At 66.5% G+C, this 16,096-nt stretch carries 13 protein-coding genes; 7 read left to right on the forward strand and 6 right to left on the reverse strand.

Going from position 1 to position 16,096, the window contains the following annotated elements; genetic code table 11:
- Nucleotides 1-6 precede the first annotated feature (6 nt).
- The 3 genes from gatE to ACZ522_RS05190 form a co-directional block, all read right to left on the reverse strand.
- Nucleotides 7-1,875, reverse strand: a complete 1,869-nt coding sequence (gene gatE / locus ACZ522_RS05180; protein ID WP_379694381.1) for a Glu-tRNA(Gln) amidotransferase subunit GatE — start codon at nucleotides 1,873-1,875, stop codon at nucleotides 7-9.
- Between the two features lie 172 nt (nucleotides 1,876-2,047).
- Complete coding sequence (locus tag ACZ522_RS05185) at nucleotides 2,048-2,212, reverse strand: HVO_2901 family zinc finger protein (protein ID WP_309473054.1); 165 nt, start codon at nucleotides 2,210-2,212, stop codon at nucleotides 2,048-2,050.
- Between the two features lie 208 nt (nucleotides 2,213-2,420).
- Nucleotides 2,421-3,830 (reverse strand): class II fumarate hydratase, encoded by a 1,410-nt coding sequence (locus ACZ522_RS05190; protein ID WP_379694378.1) that lies wholly within the window; start codon nucleotides 3,828-3,830, stop codon nucleotides 2,421-2,423.
- Nucleotides 3,831-4,187: 357 nt separating this feature from the next.
- Between ACZ522_RS05190 and ACZ522_RS05195 the strand changes: the two genes are divergently transcribed.
- From ACZ522_RS05195 to ACZ522_RS05210, 4 genes are read left to right on the forward strand one after another with little or no spacing between them, the layout of a single operon-like run.
- Nucleotides 4,188-5,561: an extracellular solute-binding protein gene (locus ACZ522_RS05195; RefSeq protein WP_379694375.1), complete on the forward strand. Its 1,374-nt coding sequence runs from the start codon at nucleotides 4,188-4,190 to the stop codon at nucleotides 5,559-5,561.
- Nucleotides 5,562-5,579: 18 nt separating this feature from the next.
- On the forward strand, nucleotides 5,580-6,596 hold the full coding sequence (locus tag ACZ522_RS05200; RefSeq protein WP_379694373.1) for a carbohydrate ABC transporter permease: 1,017 nt from the start codon (nucleotides 5,580-5,582) through the stop codon (nucleotides 6,594-6,596).
- The gene (locus tag ACZ522_RS05205; protein WP_379694371.1) at nucleotides 6,593-7,489 is read left to right on the forward strand and encodes a carbohydrate ABC transporter permease; all 897 of its coding nucleotides are present in this window, start codon (nucleotides 6,593-6,595) and stop codon (nucleotides 7,487-7,489) included. The genes ACZ522_RS05200 and ACZ522_RS05205 overlap by 4 nt, the downstream gene beginning before the upstream one ends.
- On the forward strand, nucleotides 7,489-8,679 hold the full coding sequence (locus tag ACZ522_RS05210) for an ABC transporter ATP-binding protein (RefSeq protein ID WP_379694369.1): 1,191 nt from the start codon (nucleotides 7,489-7,491) through the stop codon (nucleotides 8,677-8,679). Before ACZ522_RS05205 ends, ACZ522_RS05210 begins: the two co-directional genes overlap by 1 nt.
- 1 nt (nucleotide 8,680) lies before the next feature.
- Here ACZ522_RS05210 and ACZ522_RS05215 read toward each other — a convergent pair whose 3' ends face one another.
- Both ACZ522_RS05215 and ACZ522_RS05220 read right to left on the reverse strand, forming a co-directional pair.
- The gene (locus tag ACZ522_RS05215; RefSeq protein ID WP_379694367.1) at nucleotides 8,681-8,944 is read right to left on the reverse strand and encodes a BolA family protein; all 264 of its coding nucleotides are present in this window, start codon (nucleotides 8,942-8,944) and stop codon (nucleotides 8,681-8,683) included.
- A gap of 56 nt (nucleotides 8,945-9,000) precedes the next feature.
- Complete coding sequence (locus ACZ522_RS05220; protein ID WP_379694583.1) at nucleotides 9,001-9,324, reverse strand: hypothetical protein; 324 nt, start codon at nucleotides 9,322-9,324, stop codon at nucleotides 9,001-9,003.
- Between the two features lie 123 nt (nucleotides 9,325-9,447).
- Here ACZ522_RS05220 and ACZ522_RS05225 point away from each other — a divergent pair, with 123 nt between their 5' ends.
- Nucleotides 9,448-10,428 (forward strand): HhH-GPD family protein, encoded by a 981-nt coding sequence (locus tag ACZ522_RS05225; RefSeq protein ID WP_379694364.1) that lies wholly within the window; start codon nucleotides 9,448-9,450, stop codon nucleotides 10,426-10,428.
- Nucleotides 10,429-10,455: 27 nt separating this feature from the next.
- Here ACZ522_RS05225 and ACZ522_RS05230 read toward each other — a convergent pair whose 3' ends face one another.
- Entirely contained in the window at nucleotides 10,456-14,628 is a 4,173-nt protein-coding gene (locus tag ACZ522_RS05230) for a PAS domain-containing sensor histidine kinase (protein WP_379694361.1), read from the reverse strand.
- Between the two features lie 195 nt (nucleotides 14,629-14,823).
- Between ACZ522_RS05230 and ACZ522_RS05235 the strand changes: the two genes are divergently transcribed.
- Complete coding sequence (locus tag ACZ522_RS05235) at nucleotides 14,824-15,405, forward strand: NADPH-dependent FMN reductase (protein ID WP_379694358.1); 582 nt, start codon at nucleotides 14,824-14,826, stop codon at nucleotides 15,403-15,405.
- A gap of 97 nt (nucleotides 15,406-15,502) precedes the next feature.
- Nucleotides 15,503-16,090 (forward strand): thymidine kinase, encoded by a 588-nt coding sequence (locus tag ACZ522_RS05240; protein ID WP_379694356.1) that lies wholly within the window; start codon nucleotides 15,503-15,505, stop codon nucleotides 16,088-16,090.
- Nucleotides 16,091-16,096 lie beyond the last annotated feature (6 nt).

Consider the following 16,096-nt stretch of genomic DNA (forward strand, 5'->3'; position numbering starts at 1 on the left):
CGCGGGTCAGGCGCGCTTTTGAATCTCCTCGCGGAGCACGTCGCTGACGATTTCACCGTCGGCGCGGCCGCGAAGCGCGCCCATCGCCTCGCCCATGAGGGCGGAGAACGCGCCCATTCCCTCCTCTTTCACCTGTCCCTCGTTTCGCTCGACGACGCCGGAGACGGCCTCGCGGACCTCGTCCTCGGAGACGCCGGAGAGCCCGGCCTCCTCGACGGCTTCCTCGGCGGTGAGCGTCGGGTCCTCGGCGATCGTTTCGAGCACGTCGTTGACGCCCTCCTTCGCGAGTTCGTCGTCCTCGACGAGGCGCATCACGTCCAGCAGGTGGTCCTCGGTGACGTTCTCGACGGGGACGTCGTCGCGCCGCAGTTCCGTCATCGTGGACTCCAGCAGTCCGGCCGCGAACGTCGCGTCGATGCCCTCCGAAACCGCCCGCTCGAACAGGGGCATCCGCCGGCCGTAGGCGACCTGTTCCGCGAGTCCCGGCCCGAGACCGAACTCGGACTGGTAGCGTTCGACCTTCTCGGTGAGCAGTTCCGGCGTCTCCACCTCGCTCTCGTCGAGTTCGACCGGCGGCACGTCCGTCTCGGGGTACATCCGCGCTGCGCCCGGGAGGGGACGGAGGTAGCGCGTCGTGCCGTCCTCGTTCGCGCCGCGCGTCTCCTCGGGCACGCCGTCGAGCGCCGTCTCCGCGCGTTCGGCCACGGCCTCGATGGCGAGTTCGGCCGTCTCGGCGTCGGCGGCGACGATGGCCACCGCGTCGTCGTCGCCCGCGCCCACCGCGTCCTTCAGGGCCGCGACTTCCTCCTCGGTGACGCCGTAGGCGGGGAGTTCGTCCGTGTGGAAGATGCCGCCCGCGCCGTGGCGCTTGGCGTGGTCGGAGAACTCGGTGCCGAGGCGGCGGTCCGGCTGAATCTCGCGGCCGACGAGTCCGTCGAAGCCGTAGAGGGGCACCGCCGTGACCTTCCCGCCGGAGTTCACCGCGCCGCCGACGACGCCGCTTTCAGTGTCCTCGAAGACGTCGGTCACGTCCGTCGTCTCGCCGACGGAGGCGTCCCGCGACCGGAGTTCGTCGCGGATGTCCAGCAGTTCGACCTGCCGGCCGACTTCGAGGCGGACTATCTCGTCTATCTGGTCCAGCGCCTGCACGCCCTTGATTTCGACGCGCGCGCCGTCTTCGATGGAGACGTTCACGTCCTGCCGGATGGTGCCGAGTCCGCGCTTGACCGTCCCGGTCGAACGGAGGAGCATCCCGATGGTCTCGGCCGCCTCGCGCGCCTGTTCGGGCGAGGAGATGTCGGGTCGCGTGCCGATTTCGACGAGGGGGATGCCGAGGCGGTCGAGCGAGTAGACGACGCCCTCGTCGGTCTCCTCGACTCGCTGGGCGGACTCCTCTTCGAGCATCAGGTCCTCGACGCCGACGGGGCCGTCGCTCGTGGATATCTGGCCGTCCTGCGCGACGAGCGACGTTCGCTGGAAGCCGGAGGTGTTCGACCCGTCGATGACGAGCTTCCGCATGACGTGGGCTTGGTCCACCGTCTCCATGTCCAGGAGCGAGGCTATCTGGAGGACCACCTCGCGCGCCTCCTCGTCGAGGCGGTGCGGCGGTTCCTCGTCCTCCTCGACCAGACAGGTCGTGTCGTACGCGAGGTACTCGAACTCGCGTTCGACGCGGCTCTCTTCGAGGGCGGCCTCGTCGAGTTCGCCCAGTTCGCTCTTCGTCGGGTGGAGAAAGCGCGTGAACCGTCGCTCGGACTCCGAGGGTTCGCGAATCTCCGTCGGACACTCGCAGAACAACTTCGTCTCGGTGTCGAGCTGCTGGTGTATCTCCAACCCCGCGACGAGCCCCAAACTCTCGTAGTCGTACTCGCTCATTGGTGCCAACTGCGAGTGCGGGGAGTAAAAAAGGATTCAGTCCGCGACGCGGGCCGCGCGGGAGGGTCGGCGGGACGGTTCCGACGGGAGTTCCGACGGACCGTCGCACCGTGGGGGGAGGGGCGAAATCGTGCGAGCCGTGTCGTTCGGTTCCGGGTCGCCGGCCGACGCCTCAGACGCGCCGCAACCCTTGGCCGATACCTCGGCCCTCGTCGCACTCGGGGCACTCGAAGTGCCATCCGTCGTTCGTCGCTCGCCCCTCGGGGAACGTGGCTCCGCAGCTTCGACATTCGAGCATGTCTCGGCCGCTCTCCCGCCGGTATTGAAGGCTCGGCATGATTCCAATTTTGAGTGATCGTATCTTGAAAATATCGGTTCTTCGCCGGATGTGTGACTGATTCTCTCTCCCGGACATTCGCTCGCCGACGAACTCTCGGATTCGGTTCGAGAAAGGAGGGTCGTCGTACCGCCGGCCGGCGATCGCCTGGTGACCGAGGGGCGACACCCGGTCGAACGGACGGGTGCGACGAGGCGCGGTCCGTCGTTCAGTCGTCGCCGAGGATGCCGCGGTGGGTCATCCTCTCGGGGTCGAGCACTTCGTCGGCCTCCTCCTCGGTGAGGTAGCCCTCCTCGACGGCGACTTCCCGGACCGTCTTGTCCTCCGCGAGCGCCTTCTTGGCCACCTTCGACGCCTTGTCGTAGCCGATGGCGGGGTTGAGCGCCGTCGCCAGCGCCATGCTCTGTTCGACCTGCGTCTCGCAGTGCTCCTCGTTCGCCTCCAGTTTGGCGACGAACCGTTCGGCGAACACCTCCGCGGAGTTCGAGAGCAGTTCCGCCGACTGCAGGAAGTTGTGCGCGAGGACAGGCTTGTAGAGGTTGAGGTCGATCTGTCCCTCGGCGGCCCCGGCGGCGACGGCGGCGTCGTTGCCGACCACCTGCTTGTGGACCTGGTTGACCGCCTCGGCGACGACGGGGTTTATCTTACCCGGCATGATGGACGACCCGGGCTGGTTCTCGGGCTGTTCTATCTCGCCGAGGCCGTTGCGCGGCCCCGAGGCGAGCAGTCGGAGGTCGTTCGCTATCTTGTTCAGAGAGCCCGCGATGGTCCGAAGCGCGCCGTGGGCCTCGCTCATGGCGTCGTGGGCCGCCTGCGCCTCGAAGTGGTCGTCGGCCTCGCGGAACTCGACGCCCGTCTCCTCGGACATGTACTCGGCGGCCTTCTCGGGGAACTCGGGGTGGGTGTTGAGGCCCGTCCCGACGGCGGTGCCGCCGAGTGCCAACTCCGAGAGGTGCGGTTGGACGTTCTCGGCGCGTTCGATGCCCTTCTCGACCTGCGTCCGGTAGCCGCCGAACTCCTGCCCGAGGCGGACGGGGGTGGCGTCCTGCAGGTGAGTCCGGCCGGTCTTGACGACCCCGTCGAACTCCGCTTCCTTCTCCGCGAGGGCGTCGCGGAGGGTCTCCAACGCGGGCACGAGGTCCTTCACGACCGCTTCGAGGGCGGCGACGTGCATCGCCGTCGGAATCACGTCGTTCGAGGACTGCCCGTAGTTGACGTGGTCGTTCGGGTGGACGACCCGGTCGCCGATGCCCTCGCCCATGATTTCGGCGGCGCGGTTGGCGATGACCTCGTTCGCGTTCATGTTCGAGGAGGTGCCCGACCCCGTCTGGAACACGTCCACCGGGAACTCGTCGTCGTGTTTCCCGGCGATGACCTCGTCGGCCGCCTCCACGATAGCGTCGGCGACGTCGTCCTCGACGAGTCCCAAGTCGCGGTTCGCCTGCGCGGCGGCCTTCTTCACCACGCCGAGTGCGCGGACGAACCGCCGCCCGAACGTGATTCCGGATATGGGGAAGTTCTCCACCGCACGCTGGGTCTGCGCGCCCCAGTAGGCGTCCGCAGGCACTTCCATCTCGCCGAGACTGTCCCGCTCGATGCGATAGTCGTCGTCGCTCATGTCCGGGGGCACGACGGGCGGGCGCGTAAAACCCATTGATACGAATCTATCGTCAGGGTACGGACCGCGTCCGAGTCGCCCCGGCGACGCGGAATCCGAGATGCGGTGAACTGTCTCCTCACGGATCCGACGCCCGGCTGTTAAAACTGTACGAGGATTTATAATGGGACGAAGCATTACTCGGCTGTGACCTCGCTGGGCGAACGAACCTAAATGTGCCGTAAAACCGGCTCTACGCCCGCAATATTCCCTTCTTCGATGCGGAACTAAAAACTGACTCACAAATAAGTAAACTAGTAGAAATCTTTAAGTTAATCGTGCAGAATGGTAGAGTGAAACTCATACAGAGGAACGATTATGAAGGAAAATCACGATACGGACGGCGGCGTCTCCCGTCGGACGTACCTCAAGTTAAGCGGTGTCGCAGGCGCGACAGGGATCGTTGCCGGGTGTGCGGGCGGCGGCAACGAAGGCTCCACTCAGACCGACTCGGGCGGGAGCACCGACGGCGGCGAACAGACGACCGGGGGCGAGAGCACGCAGGGCGGCAGCGGTAACGCCCTCGAAATCGTCCACTGGTGGACGGCGGGGGGCGAACAGGACGCCCTCAACGCCCTCCTCGAAGGCTTCAAAGAGAAGCACCCCGACGCGACCGTCAACAACAACCCCGCGCCCGGCGGTGCGGGTTCGGCGCTGGACACGGTCATCAAGAACCGCGTCCTCAACCAGAACCCCCCGAGCACCTTCCAGATTTGGCCCGGGAAGGCGCTGACCGAGTACGTCGACGGCGACGTACTCCGCGACATCAGCGACTCGGTGTGGTCCGAGGACATGCGCAGCGCCTACCGACAGGGCGTGCAGAACCTCTCGAAACCCGGCGGCAACTACGTCGCGGTTCCCATCAACATCCACCGCCTGAACAACCTGTTCTACAACGTCTCCGTCCTCAAAGAGGCGGGCGTGGACCCGTCGAGCATCTCCGACCCCGGAGCGCTCACGAACGCCCTCAAGAAGGTCTCCGAGAACACGGACGCGGTGCCGATGGCCCACCAGACGCAGTCCCCGTGGTCGTCCGTCCAGCTGTGGGAGAACATCTTCCTCGGCTACAACGGCGTAGAGGCCTACAACTCGCTCACGCAGGGCAAGGTCTCCCAGCACGAAGACGCCGTCAGGGAATCCCTGCAGACGCTGAAGGACTACAGCCAATACTTCAACGACGACGCCGGGTCCATTGCGTGGGACCAGGCGAACAGTAAGGTCGTCAACGGCAACGCGGCGTTCATCCACCAGGGCGACTGGGCCGCGGGCCAGTACCAGTCCGCGGAGGGCTTCGAGTACGAGTCCGGCTGGAACATGGTTCCGTTCCCCGGCACGAAGGGGATGTACTCCGTCGTGACGGACTCGTTCGTCTTCCCGAAGAACAACCCGTCGCCGGAGACGACGCGGAAGTTCCTCCAGTACTGCGGGTCCGTGGACGCCCAGAAGCGCTTCAACCCCGTCAAGGGCTCCATCCCGCCGCGGACCGACGTGCCGACGGACCCGTTCGGTCCGTTCCTGCAGTCGCAGATTAAGGACTTCAAGAACTCCGAATCGCAACCGCCGACCATCGCTCACGGCACGGCCGTCACGCCCGAAGTCCACGGCAACATCGACGAGGTGTTCGCCAGCTTCAACGGGCAGTGGAAGGTTGACTCCGCGTACAACGGCCTCGTGAACGCGTTCTCTAAGTAGAGGACGGCTCACAACAAAATGTCCAACTCACTATTTCGACGACTCGTGAGCAACCGGTGGGGGGACGACAGCGACGAGAGCAGCGTGCGAACCGACGGCGGAACCGTGACCGAATCGTCCGCGGCGGGTGCGACAGCCACCCAGTCCGACCGGTCGTGGCGCGATAGCGAGTTCGTCCGGTCGCTTCCGTTCTGGCTGCCGCCCGCGCTTCTGATGGGCCTGTTCGTCTACGGAGCCATCGGCTGGAACGCCATCATCTCACTCACGGAGTGGGAGGGCTTCGGGTCGCCCGACTACGGCAACCTCGACGTTTCGATGTACGCGCGGATGCTCAGCGACCCGTCGTTCGTGGCGGCCGCGCGGAACACCGTCGTGTTGCTCGTGGTGTTTACGGTCGTCTCGCTCGTCGTCGGCCTGCTCATCGCCATCCTCATCGACCGGGGGATACGGTTCGAGAACACGCTCCGAACCATCTATCTCCTCCCGATGAGCCTCTCGTTCGTCGTGACGGCCATCTTCTGGGCGTGGATGTACAACCCCGAGATAGGCCTCGTCAACGTCGTCCTCAGGGGAATCGGACTCGACTTCCTCACGACGGCGTGGATAAGCAACCCGCAGACCAAACTCGGGGCGGTCATCTTCGCGCTGATGTGGCAGTTCAGCGGCTACTGCATGGTCGTCTACCTCGCCGGTCTGCGCGCCATCCCGACCGACCAGTTCGAGGCGGCCCGCATCGACGGTGCATCGACTGTGCGGATGTACTGGCGCGTCATCATCCCGCAACTGCGGGCCTCGACGATGAGCGCCGCCGTCGTGCTGATGGTGTTCGCGCTCAAGGCGTTCGACTTCCTGTACGTCATGTTCGGCGACACGCCCGGCCCGGCGGCCGACATCCTCGCGACGATGATGTTCAGACAGGCGTTCAGCAACTCGAACTGGGCGTACGGCGCGGCGATAGCCACCGTCCTGTTCGGGTTGGCGCTGGTCGTCATCGGACCGTACCTGTACGTGCAGTACAAGCGGGGTGACCTATGAGCGTCCGCGACAGCGTCCGGTCCGTCGCCGCGTCGAAGGCGGTGCTGTACGCCGTCCTCCTCGCGATGGCGGCGTTCTACCTCGCGCCGTTGGAGAGCGGTCTCATGACCGCCATCAAGACGCAGGACGCGTTCTTCTCGACGACGCCGTTCGCCCCGCCCCTCGGTGAGGGGTTCACCCTCGACCCGTGGTTCCAAGCGTGGGCGCGCCTGCAGGGACCGCTGACGAACTTCTCCGGCGCGATGTACAACAGCATGTTCGTCGCCGTCCCGGCGACGGTGCTGTCGGGGTTCATCGGGTCCGTCGCGGCGTACGGCCTCACCAACCTCAAGTGGCGCGGACAGGCCGGCGTGCTGATGCTGTTCGTCGCGGGGATGTTCGTCCCCTACCAGTCCGTGTTGGTTCCGCTGACCCGGTTCTGGAGCATCGTGGGCCTCAGGGACATCCTCGCGGGGGTGCCGTTCCTCAGCACGCGTGTCGGTCTCATCCAACTCGTCGTCACCCACACCGCCTACGGGATTCCCATCTGCACCATCCTGTTCCGGTCCTACTACTCCGGCTTCGACGACTCGATGCTGGAGGCGGCGCGGATAGACGGCGCGACGTTCACGCGCATCTACCGCCGCATCATCCTCCCGCTGTCGAAGCCGATGTTCGCGGTGGTCCTCATCTACCAGTTCACGCAGGTGTGGAACGACTTCCTGTTCGCACTCGTCCTCGTATCGTCGCCGAGCAACGAAGTCGCGACCATCGCCCTGAACAAACTGCAGGGGTCGATGGTCCAACAGTACAACGTCCAGATGGCCGCCGCGTTCGTCGCGGCGCTTCCGACGCTTCTGGTGTACGTCCTGTTCGGAGAACAGTTCGCAGAAGGTGTCGCAGGTAACACATAATGTCAGAACTCGTATTAGACAACGTAACGAAGGTGTTCGACGACGGCGGGGAGGACATCGTCGCGGTTGACGGCGTCTCCGTCGACATCGACGACGGTGAGTTCCTCGTCCTCGTCGGCCCATCGGGGTGTGGTAAATCGACTACTCTCCGCATGATCGCGGGGTTAGAGACGGTGTCGAGCGGCGAGATTCGCCTCGACGGCCAGGTCATCAACGGGCGGCCGCCGCGGGAACGGGACATCGCGATGGTGTTCCAGTCGTACGCGCTGTACCCGCACATGACCGTCCGCCAGAACATGAGCTTCGGGCTCGAAGAGTCCACGGAGAAGTCGGACGACGAAATCGAGTCGCTCGTCACGGAGACGGGCGAGATGCTCGGTATCTCGCCGCTCTTGGACCGCAAGCCCGGCGAACTGTCCGGCGGGCAACAGCAGCGAGTCGCCCTCGGGCGCGCCATCGTCCGCGACCCGAAGGTGTTCCTGATGGACGAACCGCTCTCGAACCTCGACGCGAAACTCCGCTCGCAGATGCGGACGGAGCTCCAGCGTCTGCAGGAGGATCTGGACGTCACCACCGTCTACGTCACGCACGACCAGACGGAGGCGATGACGATGGGCGACCGAATCGCCATCCTCAACGACGGGGTGCTCCAGCAGGTGGCGACGCCGTTGGAGGCGTACCACCAACCCGCGAACCTGTTCGTCGCGGGGTTCATCGGCGAACCGTCGATGAACTTCTTCGAGACGGAACTGCGGGGCGACAGCCTCGTCGCGGACGAGTTCGAGTACCCCCTCTCGCAGGGGACGCTGGACGCCGTCGGCGACTCGACGCGCGTCACCCTCGGAGTCCGACCCGAGGACGTCGAACTCCTCGATTCGGGGTCGGCCTCGGGCGACCACGACTTCGAGACGCTCGTGGACGTGGTCGAACCGATGGGCAACGAGAACAACGTCTACCTTTCGTTCGCGTCCGGCGGCGTCACCGAGGGAACCTCGGTGGGCGACCAGACGCAGTCCGGCAACGTGACCGATTTCGTCGCGACGATAACCGGGATGCGCTCGATGGAGGGCGGCCAGTCCGTCGTCGCGCGCTTCCCCGAGTCGGCGATTCACCTCTTCGACACCGAAAGCGGCCGCACGCTGAAGAACCGGTCGCTCGACGAGCTCGAAGAGACCGAACCGCGACTCTGAGCTAGCGTTCGCGCCCCTCGTACTCTTCGGGCGTGAACGTCTTCATCTCCAAGGCGTGGATATCCGTCGTCATCGCGTCGCCGACGGCGTCGTACACCATCTGGTGCTGTTGCACGAGGCTCTTTCCCTCGAACGCCGGCGAGACGACGACGGCGGCGAAGTGGGCGTCCTCGTGTTCCTCGTCGGGCGCGCGGGGCAACGTCACCGTCGCCTCGGCGTCCTCGATACCCTCCTCGATGAGACGTTCGACTTCCGCGGTGTCCATGTCCGTACCGTACGTCGCTCTCGGATAAAACCCTCCGGAGTCCGCGGAGTCGGCGTCTACATCTGGTAGCGGCGTTCGTCGTCGCGTTGCGGGTACTGGTTCTGGCCGGTCATCTCGTCGTACGTCATGCCCGAGAGGTACTCGTCGTACGTCACGTCGTACCCCTGCCGGAGGTGGAAATCGAGGGTGCCGCGGTCCACGGTGGTCTGAAACAGGAGGTGGACCGCCCGGCGGACGAGTTCGTCGGTGTCGTCGGTGTCGAAGACGGCCGCGAGCATCGCCAGTTCGTGCCGCGTCTCCCGGTCGAGTCCGACGGCCTCCTCGTCGTCTATCTCCTTGAACGCCGTCTCCACGTCGGCGGTGAGTTCGTCGAGTCCCATGTCGCGGCCCGAGGGCCGGTCGGCGGATACCGTTTTCGCCTCGCGTCCGACGACCCGGCGGTCGGACGCCGCGCCGACGGGCGAATCGAGGGGGATAAACCGCCTCGCACCCACGAACCGACGATGACCGACGACGTTGACGAGGGTTCCTCGTCGAGCAGTCAGGCCTCGCCCGACGACGTCTCCGAGGCGGTCGAAGCCGACGCCCCCGCCCTCCCCGAGGACGCGGACGCCGTCCGCGAGGCGCTCGTCGAGTGGTACGAGGCGGACCACCGCGAGTTCCCGTGGCGGCGGACGGAGGACCCCTACGAGATTCTCGTCTCCGAGGTGATGAGCCAACAGACGCAGTTGGGCCGCGTCGTCTCCGCGTGGGAGGACTTCCTCGACCGGTGGCCGACCGTCTCGGACCTGGCGGCCGCCGACCGGAGCGATGTGGTCGCCTTCTGGACGAACCACTCGCTGGGCTACAACAACCGCGCGAAGTACCTCCACGAGGCCGCCCGACAGGTCCGCGACGACTACGGCGGCGAGTTCCCCGAGACGCCCGAGGAGCTCTCCGAACTCATGGGCGTCGGCCCCTACACCGCCAACGCCGTCGCCTCGTTCGCGTTCAACAACGGCGACGCGGTGGTGGACACGAACGTGAAGCGCGTCCTCCACCGCGCGTTCGACGTTCCGGACGACGACGCGGCGTTCGAGCGAGTCGCGTCGTTCCTCATGCCCGCGGGCGAGTCCCGCGTCTGGAACAACGCGATAATGGAACTCGGCGGCGTCGCCTGCGGGAAGACGCCGACGTGCGACGAGTCGGGGTGTCCGTGGCGGCGGTGGTGCCACGCCTACGAGACGGGCGACTTCACCGCGCCGGACGTGCCCGAACAGCCGAGTTTCGAGGGGAGTCGGCGGCAGTTCCGGGGGCGCGTCGTCCGAACGCTCGGCGAGTACGACGAACTGACGTTAGACGCGCTGGGGCCGCGGATTCGGGTCGACTACGGCGGGGAGTACGGTCGGGAGTGGCTCCGCGAACTCGCGGCGGATTTAGCCGACGACGGACTGGTCGAAGTCGAGGAACGCGATGGCGAGGCGGTCGTACGCCTCCGTCGGTGAGGGACGGAGCGAGACGCTCGGGTCGAATCAGCGTTCGCGCTCACCGTCGGCGGGCAGCGTGAACGTGAACGTCGCTCCCTCGCCGGGTTCCGAGTCCACCCATATCTCGCCGCCGTGTCGCTCGACGATGCGCTCCGAGAGGGCGAGACCGATGCCCGTCCCGGAGTGCTCGTCGGGGGCGTGGAGGCTCTGGAACACCTCGAACACCCGGTCGGCGTCCTCGGGGGCGATGCCGATGCCCTCGTCCGTGACCGAGACTTCCCACCGGTCACCGTTCCGTTCGGCCGAGACGTGCACCCGCGGCGGTTCGTCGCCGCTGTACTCGACGGCGTTGTCCAGCAGGTTCTGAAACACCTGGCGTAACTGCCCGCGGTCACCCTCGACGCGGGGTAACTCCTCGGCGGTAATCTCGGCGTCGGTCTCCTCGATTCGGACCTGCAGGTCGTCGCGAACGTCCGCGAGAACGCGCTCCAGTTCGACCGACTCGAAGGGGTTTCCGCGGGAGTCGACGCGCGAGTACTGGAGCAACCCGTCGACCATCTCGCGCATCCGGTCGGCGCCGTCGACGGCGAACTCGACGAATTCCCGGCCGTCCTCGTCGAGTTCGTCGCCGTACCGTCGCTCTACGAGTCGGAGGTAGCTCGACACCATCCGGAGGGGCTCTTGGAGGTCGTGGGAGGCGGCGTAGGCGAACTGCTCTAAGCGCTCGTTGGACTCCTCCAGCCGTTCGATCAGCTCTTCGAGTCGCTGCTCGCGCTGTTTGCGCTCGGTGACGTCCTGGGCCGCCCCGCGGAGGGAGACGACGTCGCCGTCGGCCGTCTGCGGGACGCCCTGAAGCCGTAGCCAGCGCACCTCGCCGCTGGCCGCCGTCCGGAGCCGAACTTCGAGATCGAACGGTTCGCCGGTGGCTAACGCCTCCTCGACGGCGTCCTCGACTGCGGGCTGGTCCTCCTCGTGGTACATGTCGAGGGCCTCCCCCAGCGGCGGTTCCTCGTCGGCGTCCACCTCCAACAGCGAGAAGATGTGGTCGGTCCAGAACACGTCCTCCGTCTTGGGGTCTATCTCCCAGCCGCCGACGTCCGCTATCTGCTCGGTCCGCCCGAGCAGATCGAGCGCCCGTTCGAGTTCCGCCTCGCGTTCGACCTGTTCGGTGATGTCCTGAGACATCCCCATCGCGCCGAAGACGGTGCCGTCGTCGTCCCGGACGGGGAACGTGCGGAACTCGGTGTGCCTGTCGCCGTCCCGGTGCGCGTACTCGAAGGTGTTCGCCTCGCCGTCGAGCGCCGCCCGGTACCGCGGCGTGAGATGCTCGGCCAACGCCGGCGATAGCACCTCCCGAACCGGCCGCCCTTCGAGGTCCTCGGCCGTCAGGTCGGACTCGGTGAGGGGGCTCCCGCCGATGGTCACGTACCGCATCTCCTCGTCGACGAGGCCCACGGCGCCGTTCGGGAAGTTCTCGACGACCGTCCGGTAGCGACGCTCGCTCCGTTCGAGTTCGCGTTCGCGTTCGACTCGCTCCGTGACGTCCTCGCCGATGCCCACGATGCGGGACAGCTCCCCGCTCTCGTCGTGCACGCTGGCTCCCCGGGCGTGGACCCACCTGACCTCGCCGTCGGGTCGGACGACCCGGTACTCCTCGTCGAAGTCGGTCTCCGGGAGGGCGGCGAACCCCTCTCGGACGCGGTCGCGGTCGTCGGGGTGGACGGCGTCGAGGAACGACAGCGGTTCGTCGTACAGGGTCTGCCTGTCGATTCCCCACACCTCCTCGAACGCGGGGTTGAGGTAGACGAACTCCTCGGCGTCTGCGGTCGCCATCCAGACGATCTCGTCCAGGTTCTCGGCCAGCATCCTGAACTTCGCCTCGCTCTCGCGGAGTCCCCGTTCGGCCTCCCGGCGTTCGGTGACGTCCTGGACGACGAGCATCCCCGCGTTCACCTCGTCGTCGACGTTTCTGACGGGCAGGGTGTGCGCGAAGAGGTGTCGGCCGTGGAACTCGGTCTCGAACGAGTTCATCTCGCCGTCGAGCGCGGCTCGGAAGTGCGGTCTGATCTCGTCGAGGAGTTCGTCCGGGTATATCTCGTAGACGCTGCGCCCGATTCGCTCCTCCTTCGGAACTCCGACCTCCTCCATGAGTTGCCCGCCGACGGCGGTGTACCGGAAGTCCTCGTCGAACAGCCCCACCGCGCCGTTCGGGAAGTTCTCCACGAGCGCCCGGTAGCGCCGTTCGGACTCCTCGGTCCTGCGCTGGGCCGCTTTGCGCTCGGTGATGTCGGTGAGTGCGCCGGGGAACATGACCGGGTTGCCGTCCTCGTCGCACTCGACGTGGCCGCGCGCGACGACCCACCGAAGCTCGTCGTCGGCGTTCCGGACGCGGTACTCCGCCTCGTACTCGCCGCAGGCCTCGACGGCGCTCTCTATCTCCCGTTCGACGCGCTCTCGGTCGGCCTCGTAGACGGACGAGAGGAGGCGGTCGAGCGACACGCCCTCCCGCGCCGCCTCGGGGTCGATGCCGAACGTCCGCGCGAGGGACGCGTTGGTTACGAACTTGTCCTCGGGGACGTGCCACTCCCACGTGCCGACCGCACCGGCCTCCGCGGCGGCTTCCAGTTGCGACTTCGCGTCGCGCAGGTACTGCTCGCGTCGCTTCCGTTCGGTGACGTCCTGAACGACCCCCACGACGCGGACCGCTTCGTCGCCGCCGTAGTAGAACTCCCCGTGGACGGAGATCCACCGTCGCTCGCCGTCGGCGCGGACGATTCGGCACTCGAACACCCACTCGCCCGTCTCGTGGGCCTCCTCGAAGGTCCGCACCACTCGCTCCCGGTCGTCCGCGTGGACGTGGTCGAGGAACGTCTCGAAGTCCCAGTCGTCGAGCGGTTCCTCGTAGCCGAAGATACGGTCGTGCTGCGGCGACCGGACGGGCGCGGTGCCGGTCCGAAGGTCGAGCTCCCACATCCCCATCTCCCCGGCTTCGAGGGCGAGTTTCAACCGCTCCTCGCTCTCGCGTAACTCGTGTACCGTCTCGTCGAGTTCGCGTTCGCGCTCCTTGCGTTCGGTGATGTCCTGGGTCATCGTCATGCCCGCGAAGACGTCGCCGCGTTCGTCGGTGATGGGGACGGCGTGGACGACCCACTCGCGGCCCGCGTAGCTGACCTCGGCCGACCCCTCCTCGCCGTCGAGGGCCCCTCGGAACAGGGGTTCGAGCACGTCGGCGGCGGCATCGTCCCACAGTTCGCCGAACCGGTGCCCTTCGACCGCTCCGGGTTCGACGGGAACCCTGTCGAACCCCCGGCCCGCCGCCAGCGTGTACGTCAAGTCGTGGTCGAACAGCGTCACGAAACCGTTCGGGAAGTGCCTCGCGAGCGTTCGGTACCGATGCTCCGACCTCTCGAGTTGACGCTCGCGCTCCTTCCGTTCGGTGACGTCTCGGATGAGACAGATGAGTTCGCCGTCCCCCGTCGAGACGAGCGAATGCTGACTGCGGAACGTACTCCCGTCGCTCCGGACGCAGGTCGTCGTCCCGGTCCACTGGTCTTCCTCCAAGATGGTCGGCAGAATCTCCCTCTCGAACCGCGCCGGGTCGGCCTCAATGCCGAGTTCGTTCCAGTGTTCGCCGATCATCTCCTCGGAGTCGTATCCGAACGTCTCGGCGTAGGCGGCGTTCACGTAGACGAACTCGCCGTCGCCGTCGAGCAGGCTGATCCCCTCGCGCGCGGCCCCGAGCGCTTCGACCATGCGCTCGCGGTTCATCTCACACTCGCCCGTCTCGCCCGTCTTGTCCCCCCGGCGGTCGGCGAGTTCGCGGACGATGCCGACGGTTCCCTCCAGAGCGCCGCCGGATTCGAGCGCGCTCATCCGCACCTCGCAGGGGACCCGTCCGCCGTCGGCGGTCCGCAGGGCGAGTTCGAGGAGGGGGCCTCGTTCGGCGGAGTTCGCTCGGAGCCGGTCGATTTCGTCTTCGATACCCGACTCGTCCCACCCGTCGAAGAGGACCGAGACGTGTTCGCCGAGTAGTTCCTCGCGTTCGTACCCCGTCAGTTCGACGATGAAATCGTTGACCGCGACGACGTCGCCCTCGGTGTTCAGTTGGTAGATTCCGTCGTCGACCGCGTTCACGAGCGTCTGATAGCGTTTACAGGCGTCTCCGTCGTCTCGGTCTCCCCAAAACTCCGACCCGGAGTCACCTGCCCGGTTACTCATATCGGCGGTAAAGAACATCGAACCGGATAAGTTCACGGTCCCGCCGTCGTCCTCCGATGAGATCCCCGACGGGACGCTCTGGCTGACTCCGACTGGGTCGAAGCGGAGACGCAACCCCCGGACTGTCGGGGACGCCCGGTTCGGACGCCGCCTCCCCCGCCAGACGTTATGTCCCTCCCGTCCGTCGGCACGCCCATGACGGACACCCACGTCGTCGCCGTCTGCGGAAGCCTGCGCGAGCGAAGTTACACCCGCCTCTCGTTGGAACGCGTCTTGGAGGCGGTCGGCGAGGTGGACGCGACGGGCGAACTGCTCGATTTGCGCGAGTACGACCTGCCGCCGATGAACGCCGACAGGGAGGAACAGGGCGACAGCGCGGCGGTGGTGCGGCGGATCCGGGAGGCGGACGCCGTCGTCCTCGGGACGCCGATGTACCACGGGTCGTACTCGGGCGTCCTGAAGAACGCGCTCGACTACTGCGGATTCGAGGAGTTCGACGGCAAGACGGTCGGACTCGTCGCCGTCGCGGGCGGGTCGTTCCCCGTGACGGCCCTCGAACACCTCCGGTCGGTGTGTCGGTCGCTGAACGCGTGGGTGCTCCCGCACCAAGCGGCGGTGCCGAACGCCTCCTCGCAGTTCGACGACACCGAACTCGCGAACGACTCCATCGACGAACGACTCGCGGTCCTCGGGCGGCGGACGGTCGGGTTCGCCGACATCGAACCCGACCCGGCGACGTTCGAGAGCGAGGAGAACGTGGGGGCCGAAGGGAAGTAGCGCGGCCGAGAAGCGGGAACGCGGCGCGCGGCACGCATCCTCGAACGCCGACGCCAAGAGACAATCGTTTTGACCTTCCTTCACGCCCGACAGAGATATGCACGCCATCACGAACAGCGGGTGGATAGAGGTCATCTCGGGGTCGATGTTCTCGGGGAAGACGGAGGAACTGCTCCGCCGTCTGCGGCGGGCCGAAATCGCGGGGCAGGACGTCGCGGCGTTCAAGCCCGAACTCGACGACCGGTACGGCGAGACCATCGTCGGGTCGCACGTCGGCCGCCGGTGGGAGGCGACGGTCGTACCCGCCGAGGGCGACGGCGTCTGGGACGCCTTAGACGCCCTCAACGGCGAGGAAGTCGTGGCGATAGACGAGGCGAACTTCTTCTCGAACGAACTCGTCGAACTCTGCGAGTACCTCGCGGACGACGGCCGGCGCGTCCTCGTCTCCGGCACCGACCAGACGTACCGCGGCGAACCGTTCGAACCCCTGCCGCAACTGATGGCGGTGGCGGAGTACGTGGACAAGTTACAGGCCATCTGTACCGTCTGCGGCGAACCCGCGACGCGGAATCAGCGACTCATCGACGGCGAACCGGCCCACGCCGACGAACCTACCTACATGGTCGGCGCCGAGGAGTCCTACGAGGCGCGGTGTCGGAACTGTCATACGTTCCGACGCGAATAGTCCGAC

Source organism: Halopelagius fulvigenes (assembly GCF_055398025.1).

Bases quoted from the DNA above. Each gene is read 5' to 3' on its own strand.
- gatE (WP_379694381.1), bottom strand. From the start codon at position 1,875: ATGAGCGAGTACGACTACGAGAGTTTGGGGCTCGTCGCGGGGTTGGAG.
- ACZ522_RS05185 (WP_309473054.1), bottom strand. From the start codon at position 2,212: ATGCCGAGCCTTCAATACCGGCGGGAGAGCGGCCGAGACATGCTCGAA.
- ACZ522_RS05190 (WP_379694378.1), bottom strand. From the start codon at position 3,830: ATGAGCGACGACGACTATCGCATCGAGCGGGACAGTCTCGGCGAGATG.
- ACZ522_RS05195 (WP_379694375.1), top strand. From the start codon at position 4,188: ATGAAGGAAAATCACGATACGGACGGCGGCGTCTCCCGTCGGACGTAC.
- ACZ522_RS05200 (WP_379694373.1), top strand. From the start codon at position 5,580: ATGTCCAACTCACTATTTCGACGACTCGTGAGCAACCGGTGGGGGGAC.
- ACZ522_RS05205 (WP_379694371.1), top strand. From the start codon at position 6,593: ATGAGCGTCCGCGACAGCGTCCGGTCCGTCGCCGCGTCGAAGGCGGTG.
- ACZ522_RS05210 (WP_379694369.1), top strand. From the start codon at position 7,489: ATGTCAGAACTCGTATTAGACAACGTAACGAAGGTGTTCGACGACGGC.
- ACZ522_RS05215 (WP_379694367.1), bottom strand. From the start codon at position 8,944: ATGGACACCGCGGAAGTCGAACGTCTCATCGAGGAGGGTATCGAGGAC.
- ACZ522_RS05220 (WP_379694583.1), bottom strand. From the start codon at position 9,324: ATGGGACTCGACGAACTCACCGCCGACGTGGAGACGGCGTTCAAGGAG.
- ACZ522_RS05225 (WP_379694364.1), top strand. From the start codon at position 9,448: ATGACCGACGACGTTGACGAGGGTTCCTCGTCGAGCAGTCAGGCCTCG.
- ACZ522_RS05230 (WP_379694361.1), bottom strand. From the start codon at position 14,628: ATGAGTAACCGGGCAGGTGACTCCGGGTCGGAGTTTTGGGGAGACCGA.
- ACZ522_RS05235 (WP_379694358.1), top strand. From the start codon at position 14,824: ATGACGGACACCCACGTCGTCGCCGTCTGCGGAAGCCTGCGCGAGCGA.
- ACZ522_RS05240 (WP_379694356.1), top strand. From the start codon at position 15,503: ATGCACGCCATCACGAACAGCGGGTGGATAGAGGTCATCTCGGGGTCG.